The sequence below is a fragment of the Ruegeria sp. CJ2 genome (assembly GCF_056536745.1).
Window position 1 is genome coordinate 177,196 of sequence record NZ_JBQFQF010000007.1, and the last position, 17,386, is coordinate 194,581.

Below are 17,386 nucleotides of genomic sequence, written 5' to 3' on the forward strand. Positions count from 1 at the left end.
ATATTAACCTGTTGTTTTTAAATGTTATTTTTTCATGCACATGACAAGTGTATGAAAAAAAAGACAATTTTGTAACGCGCTGGTAACGGAAATGAGAGCGGTGCAAAACTTGAGGCAAAGATGCCTATTCAACCCCCAAAACGTCCGGAGTCTGCCACCCAAGATGCTGCCCGCCATCGACGCATAATAGCTGACCGGTCACGGCATGTGCGTCCAGAAAATACCCAAGTGCCGCAGTGATATCTGACGGGTTTGCACCGCGTTCAAGCACGGTATTAGCGCGTTGCGCCTTGAAGTGATCTTTGCTTTGCCTGTGGCCCTGCATCGTCGGGCCGGGGCCGATGGCATTGACGCGGATTGCAGGGGTCAGCGCCTGCGCCGCCGTGCGGGTCAGCGCCCAAAGACCCATCTTGGCAATGGTGTAGGACATGAACTCGGGCGTCAGTTTGCGCACGCGCATATCGACCATGTTGACGATCAGCCCGACCGCAACGGGTTCGCCTGCGTCGTCAGTATCCGGTTCCAAATCCTGCTCTGCCATCGCCTGTGTCAGAACGAAAGGCGCGCGCAGATTGCTGTCCAGGTGCCGGTCCCAGCTTTCGCGGGTCGCCGTTTGGATGTTGTCATATTCGAAGATCGAGGCGTTATTGACCAAACAGGTAATGGGCCCGCCCAAAGCCTCGGCCGCGCGCGGCAGAAGGGTCTGAACCTGCGCCTCGTCCAGCAGGTCGGCCTGCAACGCGACCGCCTTGCGGCCCATGGCCTGAACCTCGGACACGACCTCGGTGGCAGGTCCTGCGGACGTCGCGTAATGCACGGCGACATCATACCCGCGTTGGGCCAGATACAGGGCCATTGCTCGGCCAAGACGAATTCCGGCACCGGTTACCAACGCTCGGGTCATAAGTGTTCCCTCTTGTTCAGGTCACGCCAACAGTGAGATGACGTAAACCGCATAGAGCAGAGTCAACAACAGGCCCCACCCTCGCGTGATGTCTTTTTTGAAGAACACAAACGGGATCAGCAACAGCGACGCGCCCAGCATGACCCACAGATCGAACTGCAGGAATTCCGGATCAACCGGAATAGGCCCGACCAGTGTGGCGATACCCACGATGGCCAACAGGTTGAACATGTTCGAACCGATCACGTTGCCCAACGCAACGTCCGCCTGACGGCGCAAGGCCGCCATGACGGTCGTTGCCAATTCCGGCAGCGAGGTCCCGACCGCCACCAGTGTCAGGCCGATCACGGTTTCGCTGACGCCATAGGTGCGTGCAATGACGGTCGCATTATCCACCAGCAGATGCGCGCCCATCGGCAACCCGATCAGACCCAGAACCAGATAGATCGAGATCTTCCAGTACGGCATATCCGGGTCGGCTTCTTCCAGCCCGTCAAGTTCCTCATCGTCGGCGCAGGCTTCGCCACAGGCCTTGCGATGCGCATGGGCTTCGCGGAACGCGTTCCACAGAACAAGACCCAGCGCGGCCAGCAGGATCGCCCCGCTGTACAGGTTGAATATACCGCAGAAGGCCAGCCCGATAAAAAGAACTGAGGCCAGCAACATGAAGACATAGTTCTTGCGGCTGTCGCACTCGCTTGTGTGCAGCGTCGCCAAGAGCGCCGGCAGGCCCAACACCAAAAGGATGTTGGCGGTGTTCGACCCCACCACATTCCCCAGCGCGATCCCCGGCGCATTTTCTTTGATGGCGCTGATCGCGATCAGAAGCTCGGGGGCCGAGGTGCCAAAGGCCACGATTGTCAGACTGACGATCAGCGCAGGCACACCCAGACGCAGGCTCAGGTTCACCGCGCCGCGCACCAGCGCATCACCCGCCAATAGCAGGATCAGCAGCCCGAGGCCGGAAAGCAGCCATGCCGTCATGTACGGCCTCCTTTTTCGCAGGCGCAGGGGCCTTTGCCGATCCTGAACCGCCCGCAGCGCGGACATCTGGAAGATTGCAACCTCTGCTGCCCCGGAAAGCGCAGCTTTCCGAACATTGCCAGGACACCCATAGCAATCAGAAAGAGGGTTACGATCTTGATAATCACGTTACAAACCGAAACGCGCGTAGGCCGCACGCTCCTCAAGTCCGGCAATCGCATCCTGCGCCAGTGACGCCCCGAACCGGGACCAGAAAGGCTTGCGGAGCCCGTAGCGGCGGAACTTTACCTTGTCGCCAAACCGCTCCTGCATCTTTGGCTTGAGGTGGGCGATACCGTCGATCAGCCCCAGATCCTGCGCGCGCTTGGCCAACCAGACCTCACCAGTGAACAGGTCCTCGTTTTCATCCAGCTTTGTGCCACGACGTGTTTTCACATGAGCGATGAAATTGTCGTGAATATCGGCCAGCAACCTTTCGAGCCGCGCAACATCCTCTTTCTTTTCCGGAGAGAACGGGTCCAGCATGGACTTAGATTGCCCGGCCGTATGGACACGACGTTCAATTCCCTGACGTTTCAGCAACACATGCGCCCCGAACCCAGACGAGATCACCCCGATCGAGCCAAGAACCGAGCTGTCGTCTGCGTAAATCTCATCTGCGGCCGCCGCCAGCCAATACCCACCCGAGGCCGCCACATCCTCGACAAACGCGATGACCGGCACATTCAGTTCGTCAGACAGCCGCCGTATGCGGGCGCCAATCAACGAGCTTTGAACCGGTGATCCTCCGGGCGAGTTGATCTCAAGCGCCACCGCAGAGGGCTTTCCTTTGCGAAAGGCTTTCTCAAGCACCGGGGCAAGCGAGGTATCAGACATCGACGCACGCCCGGCCATTCCGATGGCACCGGACAATCGCACAACGGCGACGCTGGGGTGTTTTTTGAGAAACGGCAGGCTGAGTTTCATGGATGCCGATGTAGAGTGCAGCCAACCGGTAAACAAGGGACCGCTGGGGCCTAATACGCGACGTGAACCAAATTCACACACATGACGGGCAAAAATGCAACGCCGCGGATCACCTAGCTGCGGATGCGCCAGCCTGTTTTGAAAATCCACCCGATGATGCCCAGACAGATGCCGGTGAAGACCAATATGGCCAAAAGGCTGAAGCCAATGGGAACATCAGCAAGCCCATAGAACGACCAGCGGAACCCGGAAATCAGATAGACCACCGGATTGAACAGGGTGATCGTCTGCCACACCGGGGGCAGCATCGAAATCGAATAGAACGTACCACCCAGAAAGATCAGCGGCGTCACCACCAATTGCGGGACCAGTGACATCTGTTCAAAATTGCTTGCCCAGATGCCGATAATGAACCCCAGCAACGAAAAGCTGAGGCAGGTCAGCACCAGAAACGATACCATCGCGAAAGGGTGCTCGATCCTTAGATCCACAAAGAACGTGGCAGTGATCAGGATCACCACCCCCACGAACAACGCCTTGGTCGCCGCCGCCCCGACATAGCCGATCACGATCTCGATAAAATTCACGGGGGCCGACAGCAATTCGTAAATCGTGCCCAGGAATTTGGGGAAATAAATGCCAAACGACGCGTTCGAGATCGACAGCATCACCACCGACAGCATGATCAGCCCCGGCACGATAAACGCACCATAGGACACGCCCTCGACCTCTTGGATGCGGCTGCCGATGGCGGTGCCGAACACCACGAAATACAGCGACGTGGACAGAACCGGAGACAGAAAGCTCTGCGCCAGTGTGCGGAAGAACCGGGCCATTTCAAACCGGTAAATGGCGGCGACGGCGGACCAGTTCATGCGGGGGCTCCGGACACTAGGTTGACAAAAATTTCCTCAAGGCTCGACTGCCGCGTCTGTACGTCGCGCAAAACCAATCCCGCCTGCGCCACGTCGTTCAGCAGCGTGGTAATGCCTGTCCGGTCGGCGTGGATATCATAGGTGTAGACCAGCGCGTCGCCGTTCCCGTTCAGGGTCAGATTATGCGCGGCCAGACTTTCGGGGATGGCTTGGATGGGTTCCGTCAGCATGACCTCGATCTGCTTTTTGCCCATCTGCGCCATCAGCGTGTCTTTGTCCTGCACCAGCAGCAACTCACCCTTGTCGATGACACCCACCCGGTCGGCGATAGCCTCGGCCTCTTCGATGTAATGCGTGGTCAGGATGATGGTGACGCCCGCCTGTTTCAGCTCGGCCACGATCTCCCACATGTCTTTGCGCAGCTCGACATCAACTCCGGCGGTTGGTTCGTCCAGAAACAGCACGCGCGGCTCATGGGCCAGCGCCTTGGCAATCAGCACCCGCCGCTTCATGCCGCCCGACAATTCCTTGATCGCGTTCTTGCGCTTGTCCCACAAAGATAGCTTGCGAAGGATCTCTTCGATCCGAGCACTATCAGCGCCATACCCGAACAACCCGCGCGAAAACCGCACCGTGTTCCAGACTTTCTCGAACGGCTCCAACGCGATCTCTTGCGGAACCAGCCCGATCATACGACGAGCGGCCCGAAACTCGGTCTGGATATCATGTCCGCCTACCGTCACTGACCCAGAGGTCGGGGTCGTGATCCCGCACACTGTGGAAATCAGAGTTGTCTTGCCCGCACCGTTTGGCCCCAGCAGCGCAAGGATTTCTCCTTCTTCAATATCCAAAGAGACGCCCTTCAGCGCCTCGAAACCATCGGCATAGGATTTGCGCAAGTCCCTGATGGACAGAATTGGTGCCATTCACTTTCCCCGTTCTGGCGGGGACATTACCCCGGCGCATCGGCACAGAACAGGCCCATTCCGCACAGGACCCTGCGCATTTTTGTAGGCGTCCAAGCGCTCAGGCAGGCCCGGCACTGCGCAATTCGGCTATTCGCTTCTGGATCAGCTCAACATGCAATCGGGCGTCGTATTGCCCTTGCCGATACGCAGCCGGCAACCGCAACGCAGCCAAACGCTCGTCCAGTTCACTCAAGTGCGTTTGCATCGCATCCAACTCGGAGTCGCTTGGGTCGTTGGCCAATTCCAACTCGATCTCGCGGATTTCGGGGTAGTGCTGCCAAACGCGCCAGCGCATCGCATAAGCATAGGCGAAGGGCAGCAGCCGCATCAACGGAACCACGATGAAGAAGAACGGCAGCAACAACAGCAATACCCGGTTGATCTGTGCGGCAATCCAATAAGGCAGCCAGTTATGCCAGGTGGACGGGCCATCAAGGATCAATTGTCGCGCGGTATTGCTGACATTCAGGCCAGTACCGTCAATGTTCGGGAAAACACCCGGGTCCGAGATGATGCCCCTTGCCTGATGCAACTCGATCGCTGCCATTGTCAGACGGTTGACCAAAGCCGGATGCAGATCGGGTCGCACAACCAACCGTGCCTCAATCGCTACCAACTCAACCGGGCGCGGCGGCAGCACGGGATCCAGAGACATCCCACCGGCTGGCACCGATACGACCGTCGCATAGGTCAGGCGTCTGGAAATTGCCTGTACATGGGCCAGATCCAACACGCGCAGCCCCGGCGATTCATAGGCCGCCTTTAGATAGGGCGCTTCTATCGGGGCCACATAGACCGCGATATCCAGATCACCCGCAAGCAGGGCAGCCGCAGCTGCGGCATAAGGGATTGAGAAATGTTCGTTTGCGTCCTCAGCCAGACCCACAGCGCGTTCAAGATCACGAAAAGCCGCCGCCGTTCCTGATCCCGGTGCGCCACTGTTAATCCGCAACCCGGACCATAGGGCCGGATTGCGCGGGATGGCTGCGTCTTTGTTCACCAGAAAAACAACAGGTTCAAAAAATACGGCACCGACAGCTTCGGCCCTGTTGGGGTCGACCTTGATTCCACCCTGCAGAAAAGCCGCGTCCACATCGCCATTGTTCAACAGATCGGCATTCTCAACCGAACCGGCCGTTTCAAGAATTTCAAGCCGGATGCCATCCCGCGCCAATATGCCCGCATAATCCTGCGCAACGGTTTCATAGGCTCCACCCGCCGGACCAGCGGCCAATACGATGGTTCCAGGGGGGTGCAGGCGCGACAGAACACCCGCCAGAACTGCCAGCGCAACCACGCTGCCGAATAGGATCCACAACCGCATCCGAGCCTCACTCCACTCCCCGCTGGAAACGCTAGTGGTCACGTAAGCATCTTGCAAGCCGCCAGAATCTGGCCTTGCAATTCCCGCAAAGCCTCGAAACCCTGCTCGAAAAGGAGGGGCGCAATGTTAAATGGAATCCGGATCATTGAAGTCGAGGGCTTGGGGCCCGGCCCGTTCGCGGCCATGTTGCTGGCCGACCTTGGCGCAGACGTCGTCACCATCCATCGCAAGGGCCAGCCCTTGACCCCCGGGATGCCCGAGACATCCGTGCTGGATCGCGGCAAACGGTCCATAGACCTGAACCTCAAGGACGACGCCGATCTTGAGATCGCCAGACGCCTGACCTCATCCGCCGACGCACTGATCGAAGGCTTCCGCCCCGGTGTGATGGAAAAGCTCGGCCTCGGACCCGAAACCTGCCACTCCCTCAACCCCAAATTGGTCTATGGCCGCATGACGGGCTGGGGACAGGACAGCCCCCTTTCAGACAGGGCAGGCCACGACCTGAACTATATCGCGATGTCCGGCGCGCTCTGGTACGCCTCGGCAGCAGGGCAGCCACCACAGACACCGGCAACATTGGTGGGTGATATTGGGGGCGGCGCGATGTACCTTGTCGCAGGCATATTGGCCGGCCTGATCAACGCGCAGCGCACCGGTCGGGGCACCGTCGTCGATGCCGCCATCTATGACGGCTCGGCGCATATGATGAACCTGCTCATGAGCATGCGTCAAACCGGCAACCTGTCGGAAACGCGGGGCCAAAGCCTGCTGGACGGCCCCCATTGGAGCCGCACCTATAGCTGCGCCGATGGCGGGTTCATCACCGTGCAATGCCTCGAGCCAAAATTCTACGCTGAGTTTCTCAAAACGCTGGGCCTGTCTCAGGATCCTGACTTCACTAAACAATACGACCCAAAACTGTGGCCGCTGCTCACAGCACGCCTAACCGAAATCTTCGTCCAACACCCCCGCGATCATTGGACGACACTTTTCCACGACACCGACGCCTGCGTCGCCCCTGTACTCAGTCCCGAACAGGCACAATCCCATCCCATGAACGATGCGCGCCAGACATGGCAGAACATAGACGGAACCCTCCAAGCCGCCCCCGCGCCGCGCTTTTCCAACCACGCATGGCGACCAAAACCCAGCCCATCGCGCGGCGAACACCGCTCAGAAATTCTGGACGAGCTCAACCCAAAGCGCTGATCCGCCCCTTCATCTGGCTAAAAATATCCCGGGGGATGAATTGGCCACAGGCCAAGAAGGGGGCTGGCCCCCTTCCATCAGCTTACCGCGACCGAACCGTGTCGATCATCAACTGCACGTTCTCAGGATCGGCATCCGGCGTAATCCCATGCCCAAGGTTGAAAATATGCGGCCCCTTGGAAAACGCCTCAACGATCTGCCGCGTCTCATCCACCAAAGCCTGCCCGCCCGTCACCATGTGGGACGAGGCCAGATTGCCCTGCACACAGCCATCCACTTGCACATTGGCCGCCGCCCAATCCGGCGCGACTGAGTTGTCCAGCGCCACGCAATCCACACCCGTGGCCTTGGCAAAGCCAACATAGCCGTCGCCAGCCTCACGCGGGAAGCCGATCACCGGAATACCCGGATGGCGCGCCTTGATTGCCTGAGTGATCACCCGGCAAGGCTCAACCGCATATTTCTGAAACGCCACACCCTTCAAAGATCCGGCCCAACTGTCAAAGATCTTGACCACCTCGGCCCCCGCCTCAATCTGGGCCGAGAGGTATTCGATCGTCGCCAGAGTGATCCGCTCCAACAGCGCCTCAAACAGCGCCACATTCCCCTCGCGCAGCGCATGGGCCGGGCCCTGATCCGGCGTACCGCGCCCGGCGATCATATAGGTGGCCACCGTCCACGGCGCGCCCGCGAAACCGATCAGCGTGGTCTCGGACGGCAATTCCCGTGACAGGATACGCACGGTTTCATAGACCGGCGACAAGGTCTCATGAATCGCATCCACGGGTTTCAGCGCATCAAACTCGGCCTGTTGGGTAATGGTCGACAGGCGCGGTCCCTCGCCGGTCACGAACCACAAATCCGCGCCCAGCGCCTGCGGCACCAGAAGAATGTCAGCAAACAGAATCGCCGCGTCGAACCCATAGCGGCGGATTGGCTGCAAGGTGACTTCGGCCGCCAATTCGGGGTTGTAACACAGCGACAGGAAATCCCCGGCCTGCGCCCGCGTCGCGCGATATTCGGGCAGATACCGCCCGGCCTGACGCATCATCCAGATCGGCGGCACATCCTGCACCTCACCCGCCAGCGCCCGCAGCAGTTTCTTTGTCTCGGCCATGTCCGCCCCCAATCATCAGGTTTGCGCCACGGGTCGGCCCTCAGTGGCAATTTGTCAAGCTCTGCCCCCATTGTCAGGGCAATGTGACGCGACTAAAGCTGTGCGCATGACACTGACCCTGCCCTCCCCCGACTCACCGCTCAAGATCGGCACCCGAGGATCGCCTCTGGCGCTGGCACAAGCCTATGAGACACGACAGCGACTGGGCGCGGCGTTTGACCTGCCGGAAGACGCATTCGAGATCGTGGTTATCAAGACCACCGGTGACAACCGGGCCATGATCGACGCGGACCGCCCGCTGAAAGAGATCGGCAACAAGGGCCTGTTCACCAAAGAAATCGAAGAGGCGATGCTACGCGGCGATATCGACATCGCGGTGCATTCCACCAAGGACATGCCGGTGGAACAGCCCACAGGTCTGGTGCTGGACACCTTCCTGCCGCGCGAGGATGTGCGGGACGCGTTCATCTCGCCCAGCCTCAGTTCAATTCACGACCTGCCTCAGGGCGCGACCGTCGGCACCTCGTCCCTGCGCCGCCGGGCGCAGTTGCTGAACCGCCGCCCCGACCTGAACGTGGTCGAGTTTCGCGGCAATGTGCAGACGCGACTGAAAAAACTGGCCGATGGCGTGGCTGATTGCACCTTTCTGGCCATGGCCGGTATCCGCCGCCTGAATATGGACGACGTCCCCGCCACCGCCATCGCGCCCGAGGACATGCTGCCCGCCATTGCGCAGGGCACCATCGGTATCGAACGCCGCAGCGACGATTCCCGCGCAGCTTGTATGCTCGAGGCGATCCACCACGCCGAAACCGGCCAGCGCCTGGCCTCGGAACGCGCACTGCTGGCTGCGCTGGACGGCTCGTGCGAGACGCCGATCGCTGGCCTCGCCGAAATACAGGACGGCCACCTGCGCCTGCGCGGTGAGGTTCTGCGCCCGGACGGGTCCGAGGCCATCTCGGAAGACATAACCGGCGCGGTTGCCGATGGGCCCGAGATGGGCCACGCCATGGCGGAAACGCTGCTGCAGAAGGCGGGTTCAGGCTTCTTTGACTGGAGAAGTTGAGAAAAAGTTGCGCAATGTGAACTACTTCACTGCTCGCATTTCGAAACGCTGCCAAGATAAAGATACACCGATTGAGACGCCGGGCTGCTCTCGAAAAAGTCGAAAGTTTGCAAGTCTGTCCGTATTTTTAAGTGGTATTCGAGGGGGCGAGGTGCAGCCCCGGGCATCCAATCAGTCAGGGCCGCTGTCATGAACTGGCAGCGGCCCGTTTCTTTGCCCAAACTGAATCCGTTCAGGCATTGGCAATCATCTGGACCGCTTTTTCAACCGCGTGCTTGGTCTGTTGCAGGTCCGCTTCCGTCACGGCCAAGGAAGGATAGAGCTTGCCCGGCGACTTGAAGATCCCGCTCGCCCTTAAGCTGTTGTTGTAAATCACGTTACGATGGGTATCGTCATGCTTGGCGCTGCGGTAATCGCGGCAATCGGCATCTGTGAAATAGATATCGAACAGGGTTTCATCACCGCAAATGCGATGCGGAATCCCGGCTTGGTTCAAAGCATCCACCTGCATCTGCTGAAGTGCTGCACCCGTTGCGCTCAATTGATCATAGACCCCGTCGCGCCGCAGAACCTCCATCGTCTTGAGGCCTGCAACCGAAGCCACCGGGTTTCCCGACAAGGTGCCAAGCTGCATCAGCCACCCGTCCTCGCCTACCTGATCTTTATCGAAATGCTTCATGATCTCGGCGCTTGCGCCCAAAGCGGCCAGAGGGAACCCTCCGCCGATGATCTTGCCCAGGGTGCAGATATCGGGTGTCACGCCGTATTTCTCTTGCGCACCGCCATAGGCCAAGCGGAACCCGGTAACGATCTCGTCAAAGATCAGCAGGACATTGTGCTTGTCACACAGGTCGCGCAGCCCTTGCAGGTAACCGGGCAAGGGCGGGATGATCCGCTGCAAGGGTTCAACCATGATCGCGGCAATATCGTCATGTTCGTTTAGCAGGGCTGCCACGGCCTCCAGATCGTTGAACGGTGCGATCAGCATCTGTTCGGCCACCCCCGCAGGTATCCCGGCGCTGTCGGGCACCGCTTGTGGAAAGTTCACCCTACGGCTGGGGGCGAGGCTCATTTGCGCCTCGGCGCTCATGCCGTGATAGCCGCCCTCGAATTTCAGGATCTTGTCGCGCCCGGTATGCGCACGGGCCAAACGGATGGCGTACATATCCGCCTCACCGCCCGAGGCGACAAACCGCACCTGTTCGCAACACGGCACGGCGTCGATGATCGCCTCGGCCAGTTCGATGCCTTTGGCGTTGTTGGCAAAGAAGGTCATGCCCTTGGGCAGTTGTTCCAGCACCGCCTCCATCACCTCGGGGTGGCCATGGCCCAGCAGCATGGGGCCGGATCCGATCAGATAGTCGACATATTCATTGCCGTCTTCATCCCAGACGCGGCTGCCTTCGCCACGGGCGATGATGATGCCGGGGTCGAAATTGCCAAATCCCCCGGCGGGCAGGACCTCATTCGCACGGGCTATCCATTCGGATTGGGTGTTGATCTTGAGCATCTCAGGCGATCTCCAATATTGGGGAACCAAGGATTTCCGGGTCAGGCGTCACGCCCAATCCGAGGCCTTCGGGCGGGCCGATGCGACCGTCTTTGCGGCTGGGCGCATCAGGGCAGAGGCGCGGGGCCACGTAAGAGGACAGGTCACAGGTGTTCATCAGGGATCCCTGCGGGGTCGAGGCGGCAAAATGCAACGACGCGGCGGTGACGATATCGGAGCCCCAAGTGCATTCGGCGCAAATCTCTGCCCCCAAATGCACAGTCAGATCGCGCGCGCGGCGCATGGCCGACAGTCCGCCGAATTTGGACAGTTTCAGCGCCACGGCGTCCATGCAGCCCAATTCATGCGCGCGCAGCAGCGAGGCCAGATCATGGGCGTTTTCGTCGATCTTCATCGGAAGGCCTGTGGCTTGCCGGACGGCAGCGCAATCCTCCAGCGTCTTGCAGGGCTGTTCCAACATCACATCCAGGTGCGCCACGGCGCGGCCCGTGCGGGTGGCTTGCAGGCGGGATGCGCCGCAGTTCCAGTCTCCGTAGACCAGCGGACCCGGCCCCACGACCTCGCGCACTTTGATCAGGCGTTCGGCATCGGCCTGCCAGTCAGCTTCGACGCCCAGCTTGACCTGAAACTGGCGGATACCGGTCTGATAGGCGGTTTGCGCGATGCGAGCCATCTCATCAGGGTCGATGCAGGTGATTGAATGATAGAGCGGCATGTCCTTGCGCGTGCGCCCGCCCAGCAATGCATAGACCGGCTGGCCCGTGGCCTGACCGAACAGATCCCAAAGCGCCAGATCAACGGCGGATTTGGCGTAGCGGTGGCCCTGTAGATAGCTGTCGAGCTTGCGCATGGGCGCATCGGCACCAAAAGGCGACACCCCGAGGATTTCCGGGGCCATTTCGGTGATCGCGGCCGGGACGCCATCGGCATAAGCGGGCAGGTAATGGGGAATCGGACAGACCTCGCCCCACCCTCTGAGCCCGGTATTCGTCTCAAGGCACAGGACATGGGTTTTGACCGTGGCGCAGGTTTTGCCCTCGGCCATGTGATAGGTTTCGTGGCTGGTGAGGTCGACGGACCAGAGGGTGATGGCGGTGATCTTCATTCCGGCCGTCCTTTGGGTGATGATGTGGTGCCGTTAGAGGGGCCAGCCCCTCTCTTGGCCTGCGGCCAATTCACGCCCCGGGATATTTTTAGCCAGATGAAGGGGCGGATCATCGCGGGGCCTCGTAGGTTGCGATTGGGGGGCCGAGCGCGTCTTCGTCGGGGTGGACGCCGAGGCCCGGAGTTTCGGGCAGGTGCAAGTGGCCGTTTGTGTTGCGGGGGCCGCGACCACTGGCAATGTCGACGGTGATCATGTCCTGACAGGCCCAGACTGCGTGGCAGTTTTCATCGGGGATCGTGGCGGCCAGATGCAGGGCCTCGGTATCGGCCAGAACGGAGCCCCCGGTTGCCATGACGAACATATCGATTCCATGGGCCAGCGCGATATCTCGCATCCGGGCCGCTTTGGTCAGGCCCCCGACGCGGTTGAGCTTGATGCCAAAGACCTCTGCCAAACCATCGCGGGCGATGCGGGTGGCGTCTTGCAGGGTGACGAGACTTTCGTCCACCGACACCGGAGAGGCGTGGCGGCCTGCGATGGCGGCGATGTCGTCGAGGGATTCGCAGGGTTGCTCGAACATGACCTGCAAAGGCTCGCAGGCTTTCATGACTCGCAGCGCCTGTTGCCGGGTCCAACCGCGATTTACGTCATAGAGGACAATTTCACCTGGGCGGCGAATGCTCTCTACATCTCGGACACGGGCAATGTCCCGTTCGACGTCTCCGCCGATTTTGACCGAGTGGGCGATGTAGCCGCGGCTGCGGTAACGGTCCATTACCTCGCGGGTTTCTTCGACCGTCTTGGCACCAACAGATGAGGCGATTGGGCGCGGTGTGCGCGAGCCGCCGCCCATCAGGTCAGCGATGGGCAGGCCCGCCGCCTGCCCTGCGATATCCCAGCAGGCCATGTCGATCGGGCTTTTGGCATAGAGGTGGCCTGGCAAAGCGGTGTCCATGGCGCGTTCGACCTCCAGCACGCGGCGCGGGTCGAGGCCCAGAATGAACGGGGCCATGGTTTCGATCCCGGCGCGGATACCCGGGCCGTGGGCGGGCACGTAGGTGTGGCCCCAGGGGGTGCCCTCACCCCACCCGATGAGGCCTGTATCGGTCTCGAGTTTCACAAGCGTCGCGTCCAGTGTTTCGAATTTTAGACGCCCGCCCGACAACCAATAGGGATGCTCGAGCGGTAGGTCGATCTGGTAGACCGTGATGGTTTTGATTTTCATGCGGCGTCCATCCGTGGCAATGCGTCCAACCCTTCGCCGCGCCACAGCACATAGGTCAAGATCGGGCTGTTGGTGGTTGTCATGGCGTGGCTTTGCCAACTGGCGTGCAGGCGGGTTTGGTTTGGGGTCAGGTCGGCCTCATTGTCCGGGACATGGAACCGTGCGCGACCTGCCGCGATCAGGTACAGTTCTTCGGCCCGATGGCTGTGCCAATCATAGGTCAACCCCTCGCCCCAAAAGGCCACATAGCCGCGCAGCTTCGTCGAATGGAAATGGCCCGTGGGACCAAACAGCTCGTAGTATCCATAGCGATTTAGGAAATCGGCGCCGACCTCGTCTTGGGTATAGGTCTGTTTCCAATCGGCCAGATGCACGGTTGCACGGATCGCTTCAGTCAGGGCTTGGGTCGGCCCCGCATCGGGCTGGATCGCCTGCACCAGGGGAACCGCCGGGATCGCGTTTGGCGGCAAATCAGTCGCACGCAGGTCGTCCGGCCAATCTCCGAACGCGGCCAAGTCAGGATGCGTTTGGTGCAACTCTTGGGCGGCTTTGAGGACATCCTCCAACGTCATGGGATCACCACTATGTTTCCGGTGTGTTGCTTGGCGATAAAGGCCGCTTGTGCCTCGCGCAGCTCCTCCAGCGGATAGGTCGCAGCAAGGGCCGGTTTGATCTGACCTGCCTCGATATATTTCACGAGGTTCAGCATCACCTGCGGGTCGATGACGGTCGAGCCGGTGAAAGTCAGGTCGCGCAGATAGAAGGTGCGCAGGTCGAACTCGACCATCGGCCCTGCGATGGCACCGGAACAGGTATACCGCCCGCCCCGTTCAAGGACGTCGATCAGGGTCGGCCAATAAGGGCCGCCGACCACATCTGCGACCACAGTGATTTTTTCACCCCCCAGTGCTGCGCGCAGGTTATCGGGCGCGCGCGGCAGGATCATGTCCGGGCCAAGTTGCGCAACATCGGCGTGTTTCGCCTCGGACGCCAGCGCAATCACCCGCGCGCCGCGCCGTTTGGCCAGTTGCACCAAGGCGCCGCCGACCCCGCCCGAGGCTCCGGGCACCAGAACCGTGTCTTTCTCGGTGACATTGGCGCGGGTCAGCATCCCTTCGGCGGTTGAGTAGGAGCAAGAAAACGTCGCCAGTTCCGCATCCGACAAATCAGAGGTAATCGGCACTGCATTCACGGCCAGAGTGGTGGCATATTCGGCAAACCCTCCGTCCCGTTCCGAGCCGTAGTAGCCGGTTTTGTCCTTGTTTCCGGGGTCATCCGGATCGCGTAGCCAGCCGTCCGTGATGACGCGCTGACCGATACGGGCGGGGTCGACGCCTGCACCCACGGCGACGATATAGCCACAGATATCAGCCCCCTGGATGCGCGGGAAAGTGATCGGGTTGCCGCCCCAGGTGGGGTCTTCCTCACCCACCTCGTCAAACGCGCCTCCGGTGGTCGCGTCGGTGACTGTCTTGGAATACCAGCCCGACCGCGTATTGACGTCCGTGTTGTTCAGGCCGCAAGCGGCGACCTTGATCAGCACTTCATTGGCCGCGGGTTCGGGGCGGGGCCAGTCTTTGTGCAGAACCATTTGCTCCAGACCTCCGTGGCCCATCGTAACCATGGCTTTCATTGTATCGGGCAGGGTCATTGCGCGGCCTCCAGTACAGCGTCAGTGCGTGGCAGCAGGCTTTGTGGATCGTAAGCCGGTTCGCCCAACACGCGGGCCGCGCGGGGTTGACCGTGGATCACGACCTGCAATGCGGTGCCGGGCGTGGCGGCCTCGGGCTTGATATAGGCACAGGCGAGGATCTTGCCGACCGTGTGCCCAAAGGCCACCGATGCGGTCGAGCCGACGACGCGGCCATCCAGCATGACCGCCTCACCGCCGTGGCCGTCGATCTCACCATCCGGTTCGATTTCCAGATAGGCGCAAATCCACGGAAGGTCGGTGTTCAGGGTCTTGTCCTTGCCCAGATAGTCCTTGTCGGTGCGGGCAAAGCGCAGCACGTCCGCCTCGACCAGTGTCACTTCATTGGTCAGTTCACCCGCACCTTTAAAGCCTTTCTCCATCCGCATCACGTTCATGGCAAAGCTGCCATAGTCGGCGATGCCATGCGGTTCTCCGGCGGCCCAAAGCGCCGAGTAAACGTCCAAACAGGCTGCGTTTCGCATGTGCAACTCCCAGCCCAGTTCCCCGGCATAAGACATGCGGAACGCCCAGACCTTGTGACCCGCGATGTCGATTTCCTGCGCCGAGAGCCAGCGGAACCCGGCATTGGTCAGATCGGCATCGGTGCATCGCGCCAGCACGTCCCGCGACCGGGGGCCGTTCAGGGACAAGGCCGACCAGTCCTCGGACAAAGCGGTGATCTGAACATCCTCATCCGCCCGCTGTTGCGTCAGGTGATCCAGCAGGCGTTGCTCGAAGAACGCCGCGCAGACCAGATAGAAGCGGTCTTCGGCCATGCGGACAATTGTTGTCTCCAACTCGATCCGACCACGGCGGTTCAGCATATGGGTCAGCGTGATTGAGCCGAGTTTTTGCGGCATCCGGTTGGCGGTCAGCCGGTCCAATAGGGCGTAGGCGTCCGGGCCGGAGACTTCGACCTTGGTAAACGCCGTCACATCCATAATGCCCACGCGTTCGCGCACTGCTTTGACCTCGGCGGCGACCATGTCGTCGGCAGGAGTGCGGCGGAAGGAATAGTGGTCGCGCTGTTCAACCCCATCGCGGGCGAACCAACGGGGGCGTTCGAACCCATAGACTTCCTCATGCACCGCGCCCTTGGATTTCAGCAACTCATACAGGGGCGATGGCTTGATCGGACGCCCTTCGAGACGGTTGAAATGCGGAAAGGGGATTTCGTGGCGCAGGCAGTAGTCTTCCTCGGCCTTTATCACCTGCCAGTCCTTGGTGGCATAGCTACCGAATCGGCGCGGATCGAATTCCCGCATCGAGATATCGGCCGCCCCATGCACCATCCAGCGCGCCAGTTCACGCGTCAGGCCCGGCCCCCAGCCGATCCCGATTTGCGTCCCGCAGCAGCACCAATAGTTCCGCACGCCCGGCGCAGGCCCAATCAAAGGGTTGCCGTCCGGCGGATGCGAAATTGCCCCATGCACGTCACGCTGAATGCCCAGTTCAGCAAAGATCGGCATCCGGTTCAGGCTTTCTTCCAGCCAAGGCATCACCCGGTCGTAGTCGGCATCGAACAGCCAATTTTCGTATTCCCACGGGCAATGATCATGCCAGACCGAGTTGGGGTTTTCCTTCTCGTAGATCCCGATCAGGCCACGGTTTTGCTCCATGCGGATATAGCCCGAAACCTTGCGGTCATCGCGGATCACCGGCAGTTCGGTGTCCAGGTTCTGAAACTCAGGCACCGGCTCGGTCACGAAGTAATGGTGCGTCATCGAGGTCATCGGCAGTTGCAGCCCCGACCATTCGCCCATCTGCCGCGCATAGGTGCCGCCCGCGTTCACCACATGCTCGCACGTGATGGTGCCCATTTCGGTCTCAACCACCCACGCGCCATTCTCGGCCTGCGTGATGTTGGTGGCGCGGCAGTTGCGGAAGATGCGCACACCTTTCTGGCGCGCACCTGCGGCCATCGCCATGGTCACGTTGGTCGGGTCCACATGGCCGTCGTCGGGTGTATGCAGCGCGCCCAACACGCCGTCGAGATTGTAGAACGGGTGCAGTTCGGCCACCTTCTCAGGGCCGACCAGTTCGATGTTGAAGCCCAGCGACCGACCCACCGAGAGGGTGTGGCGCAGCCAGTCCATCTCATCCTCGGTATAAGCCAGACGGAACGAGCCGCAGCCATGCCATGTCACCGACTGGCCGGTTTCCGCCTCCAGCGCGCCGGAATAGAGACCGATGTTGTAGTCCACGCATTTGCCCAACCCAAAGCTCGAGGTCGAATGCGTGATCTGCCCAGCTGCGTGCCACGTGCTGCCGCTGGTCAGTTCCGCCTTTTCTAGCAGGACGGTTTCATCGCCCCACCCTTCATGCGCCAGATGATAGGCCAGACCGACCCCCATGACGCCGCCTCCGACGATGACCACGCGGGCTTGGGTGGGCAATTTCTTCTCGGACATGACATTTCCTCTTCCCGAGTCGCTTT

Annotated in this window: 15 protein-coding genes; 2 read left to right on the forward strand and 13 right to left on the reverse strand. The window is 60.5% G+C overall.

Features of this window, described 5'->3' with window-relative positions; translation table 11 throughout:
• Positions 1-124: 124 nt before the first annotated feature.
• The 6 genes from ACR0MS_RS12395 to ACR0MS_RS12420 form a co-directional block, all read right to left on the reverse strand.
• Positions 125-904 carry an SDR family oxidoreductase gene (locus tag ACR0MS_RS12395; protein WP_480572770.1) on the reverse strand — a complete coding sequence of 260 codons (780 nt, stop codon included), beginning with the start codon at positions 902-904 and terminating at the stop codon, positions 125-127.
• 21 nt (positions 905-925) lie between these two features.
• Positions 926-1,888 carry a calcium/sodium antiporter gene (locus tag ACR0MS_RS12400; RefSeq protein ID WP_480572768.1) on the reverse strand — a complete coding sequence of 321 codons (963 nt, stop codon included), beginning with the start codon at positions 1,886-1,888 and terminating at the stop codon, positions 926-928.
• 168 nt (positions 1,889-2,056) lie between these two features.
• Complete coding sequence (locus tag ACR0MS_RS12405) at positions 2,057-2,854, reverse strand: S49 family peptidase (protein ID WP_480572765.1); 798 nt, start codon at positions 2,852-2,854, stop codon at positions 2,057-2,059.
• 113 nt (positions 2,855-2,967) lie between these two features.
• The gene (locus tag ACR0MS_RS12410) at positions 2,968-3,729 is read right to left on the reverse strand and encodes an ABC transporter permease (protein ID WP_480572763.1); all 762 of its coding nucleotides are present in this window, start codon (positions 3,727-3,729) and stop codon (positions 2,968-2,970) included.
• Positions 3,726-4,655 (reverse strand): ABC transporter ATP-binding protein, encoded by a 930-nt coding sequence (locus tag ACR0MS_RS12415; protein WP_480572761.1) that lies wholly within the window; start codon positions 4,653-4,655, stop codon positions 3,726-3,728. The genes ACR0MS_RS12410 and ACR0MS_RS12415 overlap by 4 nt, the downstream gene beginning before the upstream one ends.
• A gap of 100 nt (positions 4,656-4,755) precedes the next feature.
• Positions 4,756-6,021 (reverse strand): TAXI family TRAP transporter solute-binding subunit, encoded by a 1,266-nt coding sequence (locus ACR0MS_RS12420; RefSeq protein WP_480572759.1) that lies wholly within the window; start codon positions 6,019-6,021, stop codon positions 4,756-4,758.
• A 123-nt stretch (positions 6,022-6,144) separates the two neighbouring features.
• On the opposite strand from ACR0MS_RS12420, the gene ACR0MS_RS12425 reads away from it, so the two are divergent.
• Positions 6,145-7,233 (forward strand): CaiB/BaiF CoA transferase family protein, encoded by a 1,089-nt coding sequence (locus tag ACR0MS_RS12425; RefSeq protein ID WP_480572757.1) that lies wholly within the window; start codon positions 6,145-6,147, stop codon positions 7,231-7,233.
• Between the two features lie 82 nt (positions 7,234-7,315).
• Here ACR0MS_RS12425 and hemE read toward each other — a convergent pair whose 3' ends face one another.
• Positions 7,316-8,350 (reverse strand): uroporphyrinogen decarboxylase, encoded by a 1,035-nt coding sequence (gene hemE / locus ACR0MS_RS12430; RefSeq protein WP_480572755.1) that lies wholly within the window; start codon positions 8,348-8,350, stop codon positions 7,316-7,318.
• Positions 8,351-8,456: 106 nt separating this feature from the next.
• On the opposite strand from hemE, the gene hemC reads away from it, so the two are divergent.
• On the forward strand, positions 8,457-9,416 hold the full coding sequence (hemC, locus tag ACR0MS_RS12435) for a hydroxymethylbilane synthase (protein ID WP_480572753.1): 960 nt from the start codon (positions 8,457-8,459) through the stop codon (positions 9,414-9,416).
• 232 nt (positions 9,417-9,648) lie between these two features.
• On the opposite strand, the gene ACR0MS_RS12440 is transcribed toward hemC, so the two are convergent.
• From ACR0MS_RS12440 to ACR0MS_RS12465, 6 genes are all read right to left on the reverse strand, one after another.
• Positions 9,649-10,926, reverse strand: coding sequence for an aspartate aminotransferase family protein (locus tag ACR0MS_RS12440; RefSeq protein WP_480572751.1), 1,278 nt, complete (start codon positions 10,924-10,926; stop codon positions 9,649-9,651).
• 1 nt (position 10,927) lies between these two features.
• Entirely contained in the window at positions 10,928-12,031 is a 1,104-nt protein-coding gene (locus ACR0MS_RS12445; protein WP_480572749.1) for a mandelate racemase/muconate lactonizing enzyme family protein, read from the reverse strand.
• Between the two features lie 109 nt (positions 12,032-12,140).
• Positions 12,141-13,256, reverse strand: a complete 1,116-nt coding sequence (locus ACR0MS_RS12450; protein ID WP_480572747.1) for a mandelate racemase/muconate lactonizing enzyme family protein — start codon at positions 13,254-13,256, stop codon at positions 12,141-12,143.
• Positions 13,253-13,828 (reverse strand): dimethylsulfonioproprionate lyase family protein, encoded by a 576-nt coding sequence (locus ACR0MS_RS12455; protein ID WP_480572745.1) that lies wholly within the window; start codon positions 13,826-13,828, stop codon positions 13,253-13,255. Before ACR0MS_RS12455 ends, ACR0MS_RS12450 begins: the two co-directional genes overlap by 4 nt.
• The gene (locus ACR0MS_RS12460; protein WP_480572743.1) at positions 13,825-14,907 is read right to left on the reverse strand and encodes an alcohol dehydrogenase family protein; all 1,083 of its coding nucleotides are present in this window, start codon (positions 14,905-14,907) and stop codon (positions 13,825-13,827) included. The genes ACR0MS_RS12455 and ACR0MS_RS12460 overlap by 4 nt, the downstream gene beginning before the upstream one ends.
• Positions 14,904-17,360 (reverse strand): FAD-dependent oxidoreductase, encoded by a 2,457-nt coding sequence (locus ACR0MS_RS12465; RefSeq protein WP_480572741.1) that lies wholly within the window; start codon positions 17,358-17,360, stop codon positions 14,904-14,906. The genes ACR0MS_RS12460 and ACR0MS_RS12465 overlap by 4 nt, the downstream gene beginning before the upstream one ends.
• Positions 17,361-17,386: the final 26 nt, after the last annotated feature.

What these genes read in the sequence shown, in the direction of transcription:
- ACR0MS_RS12395 (WP_480572770.1), bottom strand. Translation starts at nt 904, where the DNA reads ATGACCCGAGCGTTGGTAACCGGTGCCGGAATTCGTCTTGGCCGAGCA.
- ACR0MS_RS12400 (WP_480572768.1), bottom strand. Translation starts at nt 1,888, where the DNA reads ATGACGGCATGGCTGCTTTCCGGCCTCGGGCTGCTGATCCTGCTATTG.
- ACR0MS_RS12405 (WP_480572765.1), bottom strand. Translation starts at nt 2,854, where the DNA reads ATGAAACTCAGCCTGCCGTTTCTCAAAAAACACCCCAGCGTCGCCGTT.
- ACR0MS_RS12410 (WP_480572763.1), bottom strand. Translation starts at nt 3,729, where the DNA reads ATGAACTGGTCCGCCGTCGCCGCCATTTACCGGTTTGAAATGGCCCGG.
- ACR0MS_RS12415 (WP_480572761.1), bottom strand. Translation starts at nt 4,655, where the DNA reads ATGGCACCAATTCTGTCCATCAGGGACTTGCGCAAATCCTATGCCGAT.
- ACR0MS_RS12420 (WP_480572759.1), bottom strand. Translation starts at nt 6,021, where the DNA reads ATGCGGTTGTGGATCCTATTCGGCAGCGTGGTTGCGCTGGCAGTTCTG.
- ACR0MS_RS12425 (WP_480572757.1), top strand. Translation starts at nt 6,145, where the DNA reads ATGTTAAATGGAATCCGGATCATTGAAGTCGAGGGCTTGGGGCCCGGC.
- hemE (WP_480572755.1), bottom strand. Translation starts at nt 8,350, where the DNA reads ATGGCCGAGACAAAGAAACTGCTGCGGGCGCTGGCGGGTGAGGTGCAG.
- hemC (WP_480572753.1), top strand. Translation starts at nt 8,457, where the DNA reads ATGACACTGACCCTGCCCTCCCCCGACTCACCGCTCAAGATCGGCACC.
- ACR0MS_RS12440 (WP_480572751.1), bottom strand. Translation starts at nt 10,926, where the DNA reads ATGCTCAAGATCAACACCCAATCCGAATGGATAGCCCGTGCGAATGAG.
- ACR0MS_RS12445 (WP_480572749.1), bottom strand. Translation starts at nt 12,031, where the DNA reads ATGAAGATCACCGCCATCACCCTCTGGTCCGTCGACCTCACCAGCCAC.
- ACR0MS_RS12450 (WP_480572747.1), bottom strand. Translation starts at nt 13,256, where the DNA reads ATGAAAATCAAAACCATCACGGTCTACCAGATCGACCTACCGCTCGAG.
- ACR0MS_RS12455 (WP_480572745.1), bottom strand. Translation starts at nt 13,828, where the DNA reads ATGACGTTGGAGGATGTCCTCAAAGCCGCCCAAGAGTTGCACCAAACG.
- ACR0MS_RS12460 (WP_480572743.1), bottom strand. Translation starts at nt 14,907, where the DNA reads ATGACCCTGCCCGATACAATGAAAGCCATGGTTACGATGGGCCACGGA.
- ACR0MS_RS12465 (WP_480572741.1), bottom strand. Translation starts at nt 17,360, where the DNA reads ATGTCCGAGAAGAAATTGCCCACCCAAGCCCGCGTGGTCATCGTCGGA.